A 17,285-nucleotide genomic window follows, 5' to 3' on the forward strand; every position below is an offset into this window, starting at 1 on the left:
GTGACCTCTCAGGACGTCACGGTCCGGCCTGGCAGTAAGCTCAGATTCCGCTTGGACTACCGGGCCTACGCGAAGGCTGCGGGTTATCGCATCACACACGGTGCATCACACAACCTTTTCGTGCACTCGCCGGTCGAACGACCGCGGGTCCCTCGGCATGTCCGGCCTCGGACCAGGCCGGTGACCGGTCCGGGCGGGGGACGCGGAGAGGGGACGAACGACTGTGGGGGGAACGATGGAGACGAAACGGATGACGGCGGCCGCCGAGGGCGCCGACGGGACGGGCGCGCCGAGAGCGGCGGCCCCGCCGCCCGCCCGCCGGGACCGGCTCGCGGCGCTGGACGGGCTGCGGTTCCTGGCGGCGCTGTCCGTGGTCTTCTTCCACTTCGTCGGGCAGACGCCGTGGGCGATGAAGGAGGTCTGGGGGCGGCCGTACCAGAGCCTTTTCCCCGGCACGCACGACTTCTTCGCCTTCGGCCGGCTCGGCGTCGAGCTGTTCTTCCTGATCAGCGGGTTCGTCATCTGCATGAGCGCGTGGGGGCGCTCACCGCGCGACTTCTTCATCTCCCGGGTGACCCGGCTGTACCCGATGTACTGGATCGCGATCGCGGTGGCGGTCTGTGTCGTGTACACGCTCGACACGCCGTTCGGCCACCCCAATCCGCGGGTGCTGTTCGCCAACGCCACGATGCTCCAGGTGCCGCTCGGCGTGAAGAGCCTGGACCCGGTCTACTGGACGCTCTGGCCGGAGCTGTGCTTCTACCTGACCTTCGCCGTGGTGGTCTGGAAGGGGCTCACCTACCAGCGTGTGGTGGTCTTCTGCGGCGTGTGGACGGTGGCCGCGGTGCTGACGCCGGCCGCGCACATGCCGCTGCTGACGATGGTGGTCAACCCGGCGTCGGCGCCGTACTTCATCGCGGGCATGGCCTTCTACCTCATGTACCGCTTCCGGCCCACCCCGCTGCTGTGGGGCATCGTCGGCATGTCGTGGCTGCTGGCGCTGCACTTCCTGCTGGCCCCGCACGGCCGCAACAACTGGGCGACGTGGGCGCCCTGGCGCGGCTGGCTGGTGCTGGAGGTCACGCTGTTCTTCCTGCTGATCGCCGCCATCGCCCTGGGCTGGACCCGGCGGATCCGCTGGCGCGGACTGACCGTCGCGGGGACGCTGACCTTCCCGCTGTACCTGCTGCACGACATCGTCGGCGTGTCCGTCGTGCACCGCTACGGCACCCGGACGGACCCCTGGCTGCTGGTCGGGATCACGGTCGCCGGTCTGATCGTCCTGTCGTACCTGGTGCAGCGCTTCCTGGAGCGTCCGCTCGCCAAGGCCATGGGACGCTCCCTGCGCAGCGCGGCCTTCGACCTCCGGACCCCGCGGCCGGGCCACCCGGAGCGGGCCCGCCGGCCCTGAGCCCGAGGTGGCGCGGGCGGCGCCGACGGAAGCCGGGAGGTGCGGGGCGCGTACCCTGGGGGTACGACAGCCGTCGGCGCGGCCCCGTAGCCGCCCCCGCTGCGACAGACGTCACAAGGGCGGCGCCCGTGCGGTGCCGCCCCGCATCAAGGAGAAGAACCACTGGGCAAGCGACAGCCCGAAGGCCCGCCGCCCGCACCCGCGGTGCAGCGCATCCGACTGCGCTACACCAAGCGCGGCCGCCTCCGGTTCACCAGCCACCGTGACTTCCAGCGCGCCTTCGAGCGGGCCCTGCGCCGCGCCGAGGTGCCGATGGCCTACTCGGCGGGCTTCACCCCGCACCCGAAGGTCTCGTACGCCAACGCCGCCCCGACGGGCACCGGCTCCGAGGCCGAGTACCTGGAGATCGCCCTCACCGCCCAGCGCGACCCGGAGACCCTCCGCTCGCTGCTGGACGAGTCGATGCCGGTGGGCCTCGACATCGTCGACGCCGTGGAGGCCCGCACCTCGGGCCTGGCCGACCGGCTCACCGCCTCCGTCTGGGAGCTGCGCCTGGACGGCGTGGCGCTCGCGGAGGCCGAGCGGGCCGCCGGGGCCTTCCTCGGCGCGGAGACCGTGGAGGTCCAGCGCCGCACCAAGAACGGCATGCGGACCTTCGACGCCCGCAGCGCCGTAGTGAGCCTCGAGGCCCTTCCTGCCCCGGCTGATAGGCCGCTGGACGACGCCTGTGCGATACTGCGCCTGGTTGTTCGGCACGTGACACCTGCCGTGCGACCCGACGACGTCCTGTCCGGTCTCCGAGCTGTGGCCGACCTGGCGCCGCCGGTCCCCGCAGCGGTGACCAGGCTGGCGCAGGGGCTCTTCGACGAGGAGTCCGGCACGGTGACCGACCCGCTCGCGCCCGACCGCGAGGCAGACACGGCCGCCACACCCACGGCCGCCGGACCTGCCGCCGCGACGGCGTAAGCCGGTCCCGCCGCGCAAGGACGGTCGCCGATGCGCAGCCCTGGTACTCGGGAGCCACCTGGGTCGGGCGGCGCACTGACCTGAAGACTTCCGCCAGGCCGCACGTGAGACCACGTGCGGAACCGGCGGGCTTGGACTAGAGCTCCCGTGCGGCGCACGCGCCCCGGACGCCGGTCCGCGCTTCCCGCGCGGACCGTGCGGGACCGGAAGTCAGGCGCGGCGCCCGGGAGCGTGACGGGAGAACCGCCCGCATGCTCGAGAACGAATCCACCACTGACGCCTCCGCACAGCGCAACGTCGCGGACGACAGCCCCAGCGACACCCTGCCGCCGCGCCGCCGGCGCCGCGCGGCGTCCCGCCCGGCGGGCCCGCCCGGCGGCACGCCGGCCGCCGAGCCGGCCGAGGTGAGCGCCCCGGCCGCGGAGAGCGCCCCGGCCGCCGAGCCGGAGGCCGCCCCGGCCGCCCCCGCCCGTACCCGCCGCCGCGCCACCCGCGCGGTCAGCGCCCCGGCCGCCGCCGCGGCCGAGGAGACCCCGGCCGAGCCGGCCGCCGAGGCCCCCGCCGAGGAGGCCGCCCCCAAGCGCGCCACCCGCCGCCGTGCCACCCGCGCCGCCGCTCCGGCCGCCGTCGAGGAGGCCCCGGAGGCCGCCGAGGCCCCGGCCGCCGCCGTCGCGGCGGAGCCGGCCGAGGACGCCGCCCCCAAGCGCACCCGCCGCCGCGCCACCCGCGCCGTGGCCGCCCCGGTCGCCGAGGAGGCCGTCGAGGCCGAGGCCCCGGCCGCCGAGCCGGTCGCCGCCGTGGTGGCGGAGCCGGTCGACGACGCCGCGCCCAAGCGCGCCCGTCGTCGTGCCACCCGCGCCGTGGCCGCCCCGGTCGCCGAGGAGAGCACCCCGGCCGCCGCGCCGGTCGTCGAGACCCCGGCCGCCGAGCCGGTCGCCGCCGTGGTGGCGGAGCCGGTCGAGGACGCCGCGCCCAAGCGCGCCCGCCGCCGGGCCACCCGCGCCGTCACCGCCCCCGCCGCCGTGGCCGAGGCCGCCGTCGAGGAGGCCCCCGCCGCCGAGGCCGCCCCGCAGCGCCCCGCCGTGACCGTGGCCGACGCCGTGGACGCCCCGCAGGGCCGCGGCCGTCGCCGCGCCACCCGCTCGTCCGGCCGCAGCGCCGCCCCGCGGGCCGCCGCCGAGGCGCCGGCCGCCGAGGGCCGCCGCGCCGCCCGCCCGGCCGTGGCCGTGTTCCAGGCCCCGGTCTTCACCGAGCCGATGTTCCAGACCCCGGAGACGGCCGCCTTCGCCGCCGCCGAGGCCGCCCGACTGGCCGAGGAGGCCGAGGTCGCCGAGGCCGAGGTCGAGGTGGAGGAGACCGAGGTCGTCGAGACCCCGGCGCCGGCCCCCGCCGGCCGTCGTCGGCGCCGCCGTGGCGGTGCCGTCGAGCCCGAGCCGGCCGCCCCGGCCGTCGAGGAGCCCCTGGCCGCCGACGAGGACGAGGCGGAGGAGCCGGCCGAGGAGCCGGAGGCCGAGTACGAGGACAGCGACGAGGGCGACCGCCCGAGCCGTCGCCGCCGCCGTGGTGGCCGCCGCCGCCGTCGCGGGGAGGCCGCCGACCTCGACGAGTCCGCCGAGGACGCCGAGGCGCAGGAGGACGCCGAGGAGGACGACGCCGAGGAGGCCGAGGACGGCTCCGCGCTCGGGTCGAGCTCCAGCCGCCGTCGCCGTCGCCGGCGTCGCCGCAGCGGTGACTCCGGTGTCGAGTCCGAGGGCGCCGACGAGGACGGCGTCCGTACCGTCGTCAAGGTCCGCGAGCCCCGCCCGGCCCGCGAGAAGGCCGAGCCGTCCGACGAGGTGCAGTCCATCAAGGGCTCCACCCGCCTGGAGGCGAAGAAGCAGCGCCGTCGCGAGGGCCGCGAGCAGGGCCGCCGCCGCGTGCCGATCATCACGGAGGCCGAGTTCCTGGCCCGCCGTGAGGCCGTCGAGCGCGTGATGGTCGTCCGCCAGAGCGGCGAGCGCACCCAGATCGGCGTCCTCGAGGACAACGTGCTCGTCGAGCACTACGTCAACAAGGAAGAAGCCACCTCGTACGTCGGCAACGTCTACCTGGGCAAGGTCCAGAACGTCCTGCCGTCGATGGAGGCCGCCTTCATCGACATCGGCAAGGGCCGCAACGCCGTCCTGTACGCCGGTGAGGTCAACTTCGAGGCGCTGGGCATGGCCAACGGCCCGCGCCGCATCGAGGCCGCCCTCAAGTCCGGCCAGTCGGTCCTGGTGCAGGTCACCAAGGACCCGATCGGCCACAAGGGCGCCCGTCTGACGAGCCAGGTCTCGCTGCCCGGCCGCTACCTGGTCTACGTGCCCGAGGGCTCGATGACCGGCATCAGCCGCAAGCTGCCCGACACCGAGCGCGCGCGCCTGAAGACCATCCTCAAGAAGATCGTCCCCGAGGACGCGGGCGTCATCGTGCGCACCGCCGCCGAGGGTGCGAGCGAGGACGAGCTGCGCCGTGACGTCGAGCGGCTGCAGGCGCAGTGGGAGGACATCCAGAAGAAGTCGAAGATGATCTCGACCTCTTCGCCGAGCCTGCTGTACGGCGAGCCGGACATGACCGTCCGCGTGGTCCGCGACATCTTCAACGAGGACTTCTCGAAGGTCATCGTCAGCGGTGACACCGCCTGGGAGACCATCCACGGCTACGTGAACCACGTGGCCCCGGACCTGGCCGACCGGCTGTCGCGCTGGACCTCCGAGGTCGACGTCTTCGCGACGTACCGGATCGACGAGCAGCTGGCCAAGGCGCTCGACCGCAAGGTGTGGCTGCCCTCGGGCGGCTCCCTCGTGATCGACAAGACCGAGGCGATGATCGTCATCGACGTCAACACCGGCAAGTTCACCGGTCAGGGCGGCAACCTCGAGGAGACCGTCACCCGGAACAACCTGGAGGCGGCCGAGGAGATCGTGCGCCAGCTGCGGCTGCGCGACCTCGGCGGCATCGTGGTCATCGACTTCATCGACATGGTCCTGGAGTCCAACCGCGACCTGGTGCTGCGGCGGATGCTGGAGTGCCTGGGCCGGGACCGTACGAAGCACCAGGTCGCCGAGGTCACCTCGCTGGGCCTGGTCCAGATGACCCGCAAGCGGGTGGGCCAGGGCCTGCTGGAGTCCTTCTCCGAGACCTGCGTCCACTGCAACGGCCGCGGTGTGATCGTGCACATGGAGCAGCCGGCCGCGGCCGGTGGCAACGGCAAGCGGGCGCGCAAGCGCGGCCGCTCCCACGAGCACGACCACGAGGTGGAGGCCGTCGAGACGGCCGAGACCGAGGCCGTGGAGTCCGAGGCGGAGGTCGCGGCCGAGGCCGCCGCGCCGCTGGCGCTGCCCGAGCCCGCCTTCACGCAGGACGAGGAGCTGTACAGCAGCGCCGCCGAGGCGGAGGCGGCCGTCCGCGGCCGTCGCTCGCGCCGCCGGGCCACCCGTGGTGCCACCGCTCCGGTGACCGCCCAGGCCCCGGCCGCCGCCCCGGTGGTGGACGAGGAGCCGGTGACCGAGCCGGCCGAGACCGTCCTGGAGCCGGCCGCCGAGGTCGTGTCCGAGGCCCTGGCCGCCGCGGAGACCGTCGAGGCCGCCCCGGTGGCCGAGGCGCCGGCGGAGGAGGCCGCGCCCAAGGGCCGGACCCGCCGCCGCGCGGTGCGCAAGGCCACTGCTCCGGCGGGTGCCCCGGCCGCGGCCGAGGCCGTCGCCGAGGTGGTCGTGCCGGCCGCCGAGCCCGAGGTCGTGGCGGCTCCGGTCGCCGAGGCCCCGGTCGTCGAGGCTCCGGTAGTCGAGGCGCCGGTCGCGGAGGCCGAGACCGCCGCTCCGGCGCGTCCGCGCCGCCGGGCCACCCGCAAGGCCACCGCCCCGGCCGGTTCGCCGGCGGGTGCGGCCGAGGCGGCCGTGGTGGTCGTGACCGCTCCGGCGGCCGAGACCGCCGCGGAGGCCCCGCAGGCCGCCGAGGCGCCGGTCGAGGCCCCGGAGGCCGAGGAGGCCGCGCCGGCCAAGAAGACCGCCCGCAAGGCGGCCGTGAAGAAGGCTCCGGCGAAGAAGGCCGCCGCCAAGAAGACGACCACCGCGAAGAAGGCGGTCGCCAAGAAGACGGTGGCCAAGAAGACCACGGCCAAGAAGGCGACGAAGAAGACCGCGGCGGCCGAGCAGCAGACGCTGCCGTCCGTCTCGGCCGCCACCGACGCCTGACAGCCGTCGCTGTAACGGGGTCACGGGGCCCGGTTTGACCTCTCAAACCGGGCCCCGTAACCTTGACCGTCGGCGTGTCTCAGACACGCCACCCTCCTGAGCACCTCACCTCCCGGCCTCACGGCTCGGGGGAGGCCGCCCGTGCATCGGCCGGATCCGGCTGGCTTCAGGAGCTCCGTCCCGAGTGAGAGAGAGATCCGCGTGTACGCCATCGTGCGCAGCGGTGGTCGCCAGCACAAGGTTGCTGTCGGCGACATCGTTGAGGTTGACAAGATTTCCACTGCCAAGGTTGGCGACACGGTCGAGCTCTCGACCCTGCTCGTTGTCGACGGCGACTCCGTGACCAGCGACCCGTGGGTGCTGGCCGGGATCAAGGTCCAGGCCGAGGTCGTGGACCACCACAAGGGTGTCAAGATCGACATCCTGCGCTACAAGAACAAGACCGGCTACCGCCGTCGCCAGGGTCACCGCCAGCAGTACACGGCGATCAAGGTCACCGGCATCCCCGCGGCTGCGAAGTAAGAGGGACTGAGACATGGCACACAAGAAGGGCGCATCGTCCACCCGGAACGGGCGCGACTCCAATGCCCAGCGGCTCGGCGTGAAGCGCTTCGGCGGTCAGGTCGTCTCCGCTGGTGAGATCCTCGTCCGCCAGCGCGGCACCCACTTCCACCCGGGCGCGGGCGTCGGCCGTGGCGGCGACGACACGCTGTTCGCGCTGCAGGCCGGTGCCGTGCAGTTCGGCACGCACCGTGGCCGCAAGGTCGTGAACATCGTTCCGGCCGCCTGATCTCCTAGATCAGAGCGTTCGTAACTTCCCGAGGGCGGATCTCACGTCTTTCCCGGCGAAAGCCGGGAAGACGGATCCGCCCTCGGCGCGTTTACCTGCACAAGACGTTTAATGGGCAGTAGTGCCCGGCAGAGCACAATCCCGTCATTTCTGGAGGCAACAACCATGACCACCTTCGTGGACCGCGTCGAGCTGCACGTCGCCGCGGGTAACGGAGGCCACGGCTGTGCCTCCGTCCACCGGGAGAAGTTCAAGCCGCTCGGCGGCCCCGACGGCGGCAACGGCGGCCGTGGCGGTGACGTGATCCTCGTGGTCGAGCAGGCCGTCACCACCCTCCTGGACTACCACCACCACCCCCACCGCAAGGCCACCAACGGCAAGCCCGGCGAGGGCGGCAACCGCTCCGGCAAGGACGGCCAGGACCTGGTCCTGCCCGTGCCGGACGGCACCGTCGTCATGGACAAGGACGGCAACGTCCTCGCCGACCTGGTCGGCCAAGGCACCACCTACGTCGCGGCCGAGGGCGGCCGCGGCGGCCTGGGCAACGCCGCGCTCTCCTCCGCCCGCCGCAAGGCGCCCGGCTTCGCCCTGCTGGGCGTGCCCGGTGACGCCGGCGACGTGGTGCTGGAGCTCAAGACCGTCGCCGACGTGGCGCTGGTGGGCTACCCGAGCGCCGGCAAGTCCTCGCTGATCTCGGTGCTGAGCGCCGCCAAGCCGAAGATCGCGGACTACCCCTTCACCACCCTGGTGCCGAACCTGGGCGTGGTCACGGCCGGCCAGACCGTCTACACCATCGCCGACGTGCCGGGTCTGATCCCCGGCGCCAGCCAGGGCCGCGGCCTGGGCCTGGAGTTCCTGCGGCACGTCGAGCGCTGCTCGGTGCTGGTGCACGTCCTGGACACCGCCACGCTGGAGTCGGACCGGGACCCGGTCTCCGACCTCGACGTCATCGAGGAGGAGCTGCGCCTGTACGGCGGCGGCCTCGAGAAGCGCCCGCGGCTCGTGGTGCTCAACAAGGTCGACATCCCGGACGGCCAAGACCTGGCCGAGATGATCCGCCCCGAGCTCGAAGAGCGCGGCTACAAGGTCTTCGAGGTCTCCGCGGTCGCCCGGACCGGCCTGAAGGAGCTGTCCTTCGCGCTGGCCGAGATCGTCTCCAAGGCGCGCGCCCGCCGGCCCAAGCAGGAGGCCACCCGGATCGTCATCCGCCCGAAGGCGGTCGACGACAGCGGCTTCACCGTCGTCTACGACGAGGTCGAGGACGTCTACCGCGTGCGCGGCGAGAAGCCGGAGCGCTGGGTGCGCCAGACCGACTTCAACAACGACGAGGCCGTGGGCTACCTGGCCGACCGCCTCAACCGCCTCGGCGTCGAGGACGCGCTGGTGAAGGCCGGCGCCCGCGGCGGCGACGGCGTGGCCATCGGCTCCGAGGAGAACGCCGTGGTCTTCGACTGGGAGCCGACCATGCAGGCCGGTGCGGAGATGCTCGGCCGCCGTGGCGAGGACCACCGCATGGAGGCCCCGCGGCCGGCCACCCAGCGCCGCCGCGAGAAGGAGGCCCGCCGGGGCGACTCGGCGCAGCAGGAGTACGACGAGTTCCGGCCGTTCTAGGACGGTGCGTCCGGTCCGGGCCGCGGGGTCTTCCGCGGCCCGGGCGGCCGGGCCCGGGGGAGTGCGGCACCGCCCGTTCCCCGGCCCGGAACCAAGCGTTCACCGGGCTCCCGTAGGATCCCGGGGTGAGTAACGTGCTCCCTCAGCACCCGGACGGAAGTAATGCTTCCGCTCGTGACGGCAGCGTCGCCGTCGTGGTGATCGCGTACAACGACGCCGGCCTCGTGGCCGAGGCCGTCGCGTCGGCCCTGGCCCAGGGACCCGTGGTGTCCGAGGTCATCGCGGTGGACGACCGCTCCTCGGACGGCACCGGTGCCGTCCTCGACGAGCTGGCCGCCCGCGAGCCGCGGCTGCGGGTGATCCACCGGACCGTCAACAGCGGCGGCTGCGGCACCCCGCGCAACGACGGCATCGCCGCCGCCGGCGCGCCGTACGTCCTCTTCCTCGACAGCGACGACGTGCTGCCGCCGGGCGCCGCCGCGGCGCTGCTGGCCGCCGCCGAGCGGTACGGCGCCCCCGTGACCGTCGGCGCCTGCGTCCGCCGCGAGCTGCCGCAGCAGCACGACGTGCCCTGGCTGCCGGGCCTGTACGAAGCGCCGTCGGTGATCGCCCGGCCACTGGACAAGACCGACCTGGTCCGCGACACCCTCTGCGTCAACAAGCTGTACGAGCGCGCCTTCCTCGACAAGCACGACATCCGTTTCCCGGACGGCCGCTTCATCTACGAGGACTTCGTCTTCACCGCCCGGGTCCTCGCCGCCGCCCCGCGCATCGCCGTCATCCCCGACCTGGTCTACGTCTGGCACGTGCGGCGGGCCGCCGCCCAGGTCTCCATCTCGCTGGACCGCGCCGACATCGGCAACTGGCAGGCCCGGATCGCCGCGCACCGCAAGGCCGTCGAGATCCTGCGGGCGGGCTCGGCCGAGCTGGCGCACGCCTGCCGGGTCAAGTTCCTCGAGTACGACCTGCGCATGTACCTGCGCGAGCTCGGCACCGACCCCGGCTACCGGGCCGCCTGGTGGACCGCCACCCGCGACTACCTGGCCGGCTTCGACCCCGCCGAGATCGCCGCGGCCGGGCCCGCCGCCCGCTGGACCGCGCACGTCCTGCAGGCCTCGGCCACCCCGCCGGCCGACCTGGCCCGGCTGGTCCAGTTCGCCGCCGACCCGCCGCGCCTGGTCCCGCCGTACGCCACGGACCCGCAGGGCCGGGCCGTCTGGAGCGAGGAGCTGCCCGGCGCCGTCCTGGACGGCATGGCCACCCTGCCGCTGGCCGAGCTGCCCGTCACCGTCGACGCCGAGCTGCTGACCGGTCTCGACGGCGAGCTGGAGGTGCGGGTCCGGGACCTCTACGGCCGGCTCGAGGCCGCCGGGCCCCGCACCGCGCACCTGGAGTTCACCAGCCGCCGGGGCGACGCACCGGCGGTGGCCCGCCCGGTGGCCCTCACTCCTGAGGGGGACGGCTGCTGGCGGGCGCTGCTCCCGGTGGGCCTCACCCCGCTGGCCGTCGCCGGCCGCCGCCGGGGCCGCCGCGGCCTGCAGGTCTGGGACGTCCGGCTGCGGGTGCACTGCGCCGACGGCGGCTCGCTGCTGGCCGCGCTGCGCTGCTCCGGGAACCAGCAGAGCCGCAGGGCCGTCCCCAGCAGCAGGTACGGTGTTCTGCTGGTGCAGTCGTACGTCACCGCCAGTGGCTCGCTCGCGATGCGGCTCGCCCCCGGCGTGCAGGGCGTGGCCAGCCTGGTCAGGAACCGGCTGTACCGGGCCAGGACGGCCCGGACCGCGCGCACCGGCGCCGGCTGACACCCCGCACCGTACGTCCCGCGCGGCCCCCGACGGCCGCTCGGGCCCGAACGACAGAACACGGAGTGACGAATGACGTACCTGATCACCGGCGGCGCCGGCTACATCGGCTCGCACGTGGTCCGCGCGATGCTGCTCGCGGGCGAGCGCGTCGTGGTGCTGGACGACCTCTCCACGGGCGACGCGAACCGTGTGCCGGAGGGCGTCCCGCTGGTGGTCGGCTCCGTGCTCGACCGGCTGATCCTCGACGAGACCTTCGCCGAGCACCCGATCACCGGCGTGGTGCACCTGGCCGGCAAGAAGCAGGTCGGCGAGTCCGTCGAGAAGCCGCTGTTCTACTACCACGAGAACGTCCAGGGCCTGACGGTCCTGCTGCAGGCCGTGGCCGCCGCCGGGATCAAGAACTTCCTCTTCTCCTCCTCGGCCTCCGTCTACGGCATGCCGGACGTCGACTTCGTCACCGAGCAGACCCCCTGCAAGCCGCTCAGCCCGTACGGCGAGACCAAGCTGGCCGGCGAGTGGCTGGTCCGGGCGGCCGGCCAGGCGCACGGCATCTCCACCGCCTGCCTGCGGTACTTCAACGTGGCCGGCGCGGCCACCCCGGAGCTCGCCGACACCGGCGTCTTCAACCTGGTGCCGATGGTCTTCGAGCGGCTGGACGCCGGCGAGGCGCCCCGGATCTTCGGTGACGACTACCCGACCGCGGACGGCACCTGCATCCGCGACTACATCCACGTCGAGGACCTGGCGGACGCGCACCTGGTCGCCGCCCGCAAGCTCGCCGAGTGGGCGAAGGCCGGCACCCCGCGCGACCTGACCGTCAACATCGGCCGCGGCGAGGGCGTGTCGGTGCGGGAGATGGTGAACCTCATCAACGAGATCACCGAGCACGACGTGACCCCGCTGGTCACCCCGCGCCGCCCCGGTGACCCGGCCAGCGTGGTCGCCTCCGCCGAGCTGATCGAGCGGGAGCTGGGCTGGAAGGCCCGCCACGACGTCCGCGAGATGATCGGCTCCGCCTGGGCCGGCTGGGGCCTGCACCGGGTCCCCGCGGGCCCCGAGGTGCGCTGACCGCACCCCGTCGCATGCACCGGGCCGCCCGCCGCCGGATCCCCTCCGGCGGCGGGCGGCCCGCTGTCGTCCCCGGCCGTCAGCCGGCCGTCCGGACCCGTCCCAGGGTCCGCCGGGCCTTGCGGACCAGCCGCCGCCGCACCGAGGGCCGTACGGTCACCAGCACCGGCTCCCCGTCCGGGCCGGACACCGGCAGGTCCCGCAGGAAGCCGGGGGCCTCCAGGCGCAGGCCCAGCTCCCAGGTGCCCGGGGCCGCTCCGGCCAGCCCGGCGGCCGCACTCACCCGGTCGGCGCCGAAGGACCGCCCGGTGCCGGCGGTCACGAAGGGCGGCTTCCCGGGGGCGGTGAGCACCAGCTTCACCGGCGCGTCGGCGGGCCAGCCGGGCACCGTGGCGGAGGCCTCGACGGTCTGCCGTCCCAGCAGCCCCTGGTGCACCGCGCCCCGGGCGTCGCGGCCCAGGGCGTAGCGGGTGGCGCCGAGGTCCAGGTTCACGTGCCCGTGGGCCTCGGAGTGGAAGACGGTGGCCACGGTCAGCCCGGCGGCCTTGCCGCGGTCCACGATCCGCGGCAGCGGCGGCGCGTCGTACGCCTCGCCGCCGGGCCGGGGCAGCCACGCCTCCTTCGCCAGGTCACCCGCGGCGACGGTGACGCGCATGGTCCAGATGCCGTCGGGCAGCGGGCCGCCGTCGGCGGCGTGCGCGGTGTCCACGGCGGCCTCGTAGCGGCCGTCCTCGTCGCTCTGCGCGGGGATCCAGTAGGTGTAGCCCTGGCGGCGCAGCAGGATCCCGGTCCGCGTCCCGGTGCCGGGCCCCAGGCCGGTCAGCCGGGCCCGGCCGGTCAGCCGCAGGACCGGGCCGTCCCAGTGGTGGTCGGTGAGCTCCTGGCGCAGCACCACCCGGGAGGTCAGGTCGTACAGCTCGTCCGGCAGCGCGCCGGCCGGGTCCCGGAAGCCCGGGTAGGGCGCGTAGGCGCGGTCTCCGTCGATGACGGTGGGGCCGGGGTCGCCGTCCGCGTCGGCGGCCACGATCGCGGTCAGCCGATCGAGGTCGCCGGTGCGCAGGCAGTGGGCGCGCAGCCGCAGCCGGGGCGGCAGCGCCGCGGTGATCCGCTCGGTGAGGTACGACTCCAGCAGCGGGGCGGCCGCCTCGGCCATCGCCCGCCGGCCGGCCTCGTCGCGGGCCAGGTAGGGGGCGCCGAACATGGCGAGGACCTCGCCGTGGAAGTGCCGCTCCATGAGCTTGTCCCGGTCGGGGCCGGCCGGTACCCGCTCGGCGACCAGGTCCAGGATCGTGCCGACGAACGCGAGCTGGCGGACCCAGTCGACGTCCTGCCGGGTGGCGTTGGTGCCGTCGCCCCGGCCTTCGAGGTAGTAGCAGTCGTGGTCGGCGACCACGGATATTCGGCGGGCGTCCAGCAGGGCCCGGACCGCGAAGGTCAGGTCCTCGTTGAGCAGCAGGCCCTCGGTGAAGCGCAGGCCGTGCGCGGTGACCAGCGAGCGCCGCCACAGCTTGTAGGCGGCCAGGGTCCAGTAGACGGGGGAGTCGAAGAGGCTCACGTCCGGGCTGGTGGTGCGCAGGTCGACGGGGGCGGGGCGGCCGCCGATGCCCACGATCCGGCCGTAGACCACGTCCGAGTCCTGCTCCTCGGCCATCGCGACCAGCCGCTCCAGGGCCTCCTCGCCGAGGTAGTCGTCGGAGTCGAGGAAGAACAGGAACTCGCCGGTCGCCCGCTCGATGCCGACGTTGCGGGGCTTGCCCGCGCCCCCGGAGGCGGGCTGGTGGACCACCGTGACGTTGGGGTGGGCGGCGGCGTACGCGTCGAGCCAGGCCCCGGAGCCGTCGGAGGAACCGTCGTCCACCGCGATGACCTCGATCCGGTCCGCGCCCAGGCTCTGGGCGGCGACCGAGTCGAAACAGCGCTGGAGGTACCTCTCGGTGTTGTGGACCGGTATGACGACACTGACGCGCGAGCCCATGCGGGTACTTCCTCGGGTGACGGCCCCTGACTGCTTCCTGTTTCCCGAGGTTACGGACGCGGACGACGGGCCACCACTCCTCAAATGGTGACCCGTCGGCTGTGCCCTGAAAGATCCTGTGCCCGGATCCGGGTTTGTGGACCTTGTCACGCCCCACAAGGGGGAGGGCTCACCGCTGGAGGAAGGCGAACAGGTCCTCCCAGCGCCGGGTGATCTCGGCGCTGGAGTAGCGGCGGACATGGGCGAAGGCCGCGTCGCCGAGGCGGTCGCGCAGCTCCCGGTCGCCCATGAGGGCGTCGAGGTGGGCGGCCAGCTCCATGGTGTTGCCGACCCGGGCCAGCAGGCCGTCCGCACCGTGCTCGATGATCTCCCGGACCCCCGGCGCGCAGTCGAACGCGGCGCAGGGCACGCCCGCGGCCATGGCCTCGAGTAGCGTGATCGGGAAGCCCTCGGCGCGCGAGGCCTGGGCGAAGACCGACGCCTCCCGGAGCGCGCCGAGCACGTCGGAGGTACGGCCCATCCACTCGACGGTGCCGTCCAGGTCCAGCTCGGTGCAGCGGGCGCGGAGCAGCCCCTCGTCCTCGCCGGCCCCGTAGATCCGCAGGACCCAGTCCGGGTGCCGCGGGGCGACCTCGGCCCAGGCGTCGAGCAGCAGGTCCACGCCCTTCTCGTCGGAGAGCCGGCCGATGCTGGCCACGACCTTGCCGGTCCGCGGGACCGGGGCGGCGGGCATGAAGGGCAGCGGGTTCGGCATGGAGCCGACGTTGTCCATGCCGTCCCGGATCCAGCAGTCGGCGTCCTCGGCCGTGAGCACCAGCAGCCGGTCCACGTCGTGGTAGTACCGGCGCACCCGGGCGGCCCGCGAGGACTTCACGCTCGCCGCGTACGACTCGTGGCTCATGCCGATCACCGTGACGTTCTTGGTGTCGGCCAGCGCCACCCACTCCATCGCCCAGACCTGCGTGACGATGACCACGGCCCCGGGCCGGGCGGCCCGGAAGAGGGCGGACAGCCGGTCGGCCTGCTCCCGCATGTGAGCGGCCCGGGCGGCCCGGCGGGCCCGCTCGGGGGCGTTCAGCTTCCCTCTGATCCCCCTTATCGGGGGGATCGTCGGCGGCCTCTTCTCGTACAGCGTCGTCGTGCCGTAGGGCAGGTCCGCCGGGAACTCCTGGCGCAGGTGCTCCTCGACGGGTGCGATGCCGATCACCTGGACGCGGTGGCCGAGGCCGGCCATCAGGCCCGCCATCTGGTGCGACCAGGTGGTCACACCACCCAACTCGTCCACGCTGTTCGAGACGAGGAAGACGTCACGGCCGCCGGTGGCGGCCGTGGTCCCCTCGGGCCGTTCGGTCAACTAATTGCCTCTCCTGGTGAAGAACTTCTCGACGATCTGCCGGGCGGCGTCGCCGCGGTCGTACGCGCCGAACTCCGCCACGAAGCGCTGGCGCGACTCGGAGAACTTCGCCTCCGCCTCCTCCAGGCCGTCGACCGCGTCGAACAGCTCGTCGGCGGTGGCCAGCACCGGCCCCGGCGCCTTTTCCTTGAGGTCGAAGTACGTGCCCCGGATGTCCGTGGCGTACTCCTCGTAGTCGTACGCGAAGAAGAGCATCGGCCGGTCCAGCAGCGCGTAGTCGAACATCACCGACGAGTAGTCCGTGATCAGCGCGTCGGCGAGCTCCAGCACCGGCGTGACGTCGTGCACCTTCGTGGCGTCCAGGACCTTGCCGCGCACCGACGGCGGCAGGGTGACGTTGTTGAGGTAGTGCGTGCGGATCAGCAGCACGTACCGGTCGCCGAAGCGCTCGGCGAACTCCTCCACGTCGAAGGGCAGCTCGAAGCCGCGGACCGCGCCGTCCTGGTTGGCGCGGAAGGTCGGTGCGTACAGCAGGACCTTCTTGTCGGCCGGGATGCCCAGCTCGGCCGCCAGCGGGCCGCGGACCCGCTCGCCGCTGGTCGCCTCGGCGCGGTGCGCCGCGACCAGGTCGTCGTTGCGCGGGTAGCCCGTGCGGAGCAGGACCTCGTCCTTGAGCCGGAAGCCCTTGGCCAGGGTGCGGGTGTCGTGCTCCGACCGGATCAGGAAGTGGTCGAAGCGGTCCAGCGCCTTCTGGAAGGCCTGCTGCCCCGAGCGGCCCTGCGCCTTGAGCCGGGGCTCGTCGAAGCCCATGCGCTTGAGCGCGGAACCGTGCCAGGTCTGGATGTAGGTGGTGGCCGGCCGCTTGGTCAGGGCGAGCGGGAAGCCCTGGTTGTCGATCCAGAACTCGGCCTGCGCCAGTGCCCGCAGGTACGTCCAGCCCCACCGCTTGACCAGGGTCGCGTCCTGCGGGAAACCGGCCGGCTTGCCGCCCGCGTAGGACCACACGGCGTCGAACTTCACGCCCTGGCGGCGCATCTCCTCGTAGATCGCCCGCGGGCTGTCGCTGTACTGCTTGCCCAGGTGGCTCTCGAAGACGACCAGGCCCTTCTTGACCGGCAGCTTGGCGAAGACGTCGTGGTAGACCTTGACCTTCTGAGCGCCCGAGCCCCAGTTCCGCTTGGCCTTGAGGGCCTTGCGCAGGCCCTTCTTGACCACCCGGGCCGGTGCGGACTGCATGGCCCCGCCCAGCAGCTCCGTGGTGCGCACCGCCGCCTTGCCCTCGGCGGTCAGCACGTACGACAGGTTGCCCTTCTTGGTGATCTCCGGCAGGAAGCGGTCGGAGACCAGCCGGGTCAGCCGGGGCCGCACCCGCAGGGAGCGGGCCGCCTCCAGGTCCGTGCCGCCCACCGAGACGCGGGTGGTCAGCTTCTGGCCGTCGGCCTTCAGGATCAGCCGGACGTCCCAGACGGCGTCGATGACGCCCAGCGGGCGCACCGTGCCGGCCACGTCCGCCTCGGCGGACCACTCGATGGCCGTGGGCGTGTGCCGGACCTCGGCGACGGGGAAGCGGAAGGACTTCACGCCCACCTGGCGGCGGGCCCGGAACTCCAGCTCGGCGCTCAGCTCGGCGCCGGGCTTGATGCGGCCGAGCGGGTTGACCACCGAGCCGGACATCCGGACGGTGCCGCGGCCGTCGTCCTCGTACGAGGAGAGCCGGTTGCCCAGGGTCAGCCCGGTCAGCGGACGGGTGTGGTAGCCGTCGGCCGTGACGTCCAGTATCCGGCGGGCCTCGGGCTCATCCAGGTGCTCGGCGCACCAGTAGATCCGGCCCTCGTGCTCGGCGAGCGGGGAGGTCAGCCGGCCCTTGTTGGTCAGCGCCTCGGCGGTGGGCAGGAGGTTGTCCCAGTCCTCCTTGCTGAGGAGGTAGGCGCAGATGGCCTGGAGGGGCTGGACGTGGTCGTAGGCGCCGGGGTCGATGGTGGCGAGGTAGCCGTTGGCGAGTTCGGCGAACTCGTGCCGGTAGGCGTCGTCGAGGAGGGGGAGGTCGCGCAGGTGCAGGACGAGGTCGTGCTTGAGGAACTTGACGTCCTTGGCGAA

At 73.6% G+C, this 17,285-nt stretch carries 11 protein-coding genes; 8 read left to right on the forward strand and 3 right to left on the reverse strand.

All coding sequences use genetic code 11. The annotated features are described in order from the left end of the window. Positions 1 to 235 precede the first annotated feature (235 nt). The 8 genes from AB0O40_RS34640 to galE all read left to right on the forward strand — a co-directional run bounded on the left by AB0O40_RS34640 (position 236) and on the right by galE (position 11,859). Positions 236 to 1,411: an acyltransferase gene (locus AB0O40_RS34640; protein ID WP_365049672.1), complete on the forward strand. Its 1,176-nt coding sequence runs from the start codon at positions 236 to 238 to the stop codon at positions 1,409 to 1,411. A 204-nt stretch (positions 1,412 to 1,615) separates the two neighbouring features. After that, a complete protein-coding gene (locus AB0O40_RS34645) occupies positions 1,616 to 2,377 on the forward strand; it encodes a TIGR03936 family radical SAM-associated protein (RefSeq protein WP_365049673.1) in 762 nt (253 codons plus the stop codon). A gap of 251 nt (positions 2,378 to 2,628) precedes the next feature. Continuing rightward, on the forward strand, positions 2,629 to 6,588 hold the full coding sequence (locus AB0O40_RS34650) for an Rne/Rng family ribonuclease (protein ID WP_365049675.1): 3,960 nt from the start codon (positions 2,629 to 2,631) through the stop codon (positions 6,586 to 6,588). Between the two features lie 201 nt (positions 6,589 to 6,789). Continuing rightward, a complete protein-coding gene (gene rplU / locus AB0O40_RS34655) occupies positions 6,790 to 7,110 on the forward strand; it encodes a 50S ribosomal protein L21 (protein WP_365049677.1) in 321 nt (106 codons plus the stop codon). 13 nt (positions 7,111 to 7,123) lie between these two features. Further along, the gene (gene rpmA, locus AB0O40_RS34660) at positions 7,124 to 7,378 is read left to right on the forward strand and encodes a 50S ribosomal protein L27 (RefSeq protein ID WP_008738950.1); all 255 of its coding nucleotides are present in this window, start codon (positions 7,124 to 7,126) and stop codon (positions 7,376 to 7,378) included. Positions 7,379 to 7,543: 165 nt separating this feature from the next. Then, a complete protein-coding gene (gene obgE / locus AB0O40_RS34665; protein WP_365049679.1) occupies positions 7,544 to 8,989 on the forward strand; it encodes a GTPase ObgE in 1,446 nt (481 codons plus the stop codon). Positions 8,990 to 9,183: 194 nt separating this feature from the next. Then, on the forward strand, positions 9,184 to 10,788 hold the full coding sequence (locus AB0O40_RS34670; protein WP_365049681.1) for a glycosyltransferase family 2 protein: 1,605 nt from the start codon (positions 9,184 to 9,186) through the stop codon (positions 10,786 to 10,788). A 72-nt stretch (positions 10,789 to 10,860) separates the two neighbouring features. Then, positions 10,861 to 11,859, forward strand: a complete 999-nt coding sequence (galE, locus tag AB0O40_RS34675) for a UDP-glucose 4-epimerase GalE (RefSeq protein ID WP_365049683.1) — start codon at positions 10,861 to 10,863, stop codon at positions 11,857 to 11,859. Between the two features lie 79 nt (positions 11,860 to 11,938). Here the strand turns inward: galE and AB0O40_RS34680 are convergent, their stop codons facing one another. The 3 genes from AB0O40_RS34680 to AB0O40_RS34690 all read right to left on the reverse strand — a co-directional run. Beyond that, positions 11,939 to 13,834 carry a glycosyltransferase gene (locus AB0O40_RS34680; protein ID WP_365049684.1) on the reverse strand — a complete coding sequence of 632 codons (1,896 nt, stop codon included), beginning with the start codon at positions 13,832 to 13,834 and terminating at the stop codon, positions 11,939 to 11,941. A 169-nt stretch (positions 13,835 to 14,003) separates the two neighbouring features. After that, positions 14,004 to 15,188 carry a glycosyltransferase gene (locus tag AB0O40_RS34685; RefSeq protein WP_365049686.1) on the reverse strand — a complete coding sequence of 395 codons (1,185 nt, stop codon included), beginning with the start codon at positions 15,186 to 15,188 and terminating at the stop codon, positions 14,004 to 14,006. Next, a partial coding sequence (locus AB0O40_RS34690; protein WP_365049688.1) for a CDP-glycerol glycerophosphotransferase family protein occupies positions 15,189 to 17,285 on the reverse strand: 2,097 nt, incomplete at its 5' end.

The organism is Streptomyces sp. NPDC089919 (assembly GCF_040684615.1).
GTDB lineage: Bacteria > Actinomycetota > Actinomycetes > Streptomycetales > Streptomycetaceae > Streptomyces.

Bases quoted from the DNA above. Each gene is read 5' to 3' on its own strand.
- AB0O40_RS34640 (WP_365049672.1), top strand. From the start codon at position 236: ATGGAGACGAAACGGATGACGGCGGCCGCCGAGGGCGCCGACGGGACG.
- AB0O40_RS34650 (WP_365049675.1), top strand. From the start codon at position 2,629: ATGCTCGAGAACGAATCCACCACTGACGCCTCCGCACAGCGCAACGTC.
- rpmA (WP_008738950.1), top strand. From the start codon at position 7,124: ATGGCACACAAGAAGGGCGCATCGTCCACCCGGAACGGGCGCGACTCC.
- obgE (WP_365049679.1), top strand. From the start codon at position 7,544: ATGACCACCTTCGTGGACCGCGTCGAGCTGCACGTCGCCGCGGGTAAC.
- galE (WP_365049683.1), top strand. From the start codon at position 10,861: ATGACGTACCTGATCACCGGCGGCGCCGGCTACATCGGCTCGCACGTG.
- AB0O40_RS34680 (WP_365049684.1), bottom strand. From the start codon at position 13,834: ATGGGCTCGCGCGTCAGTGTCGTCATACCGGTCCACAACACCGAGAGG.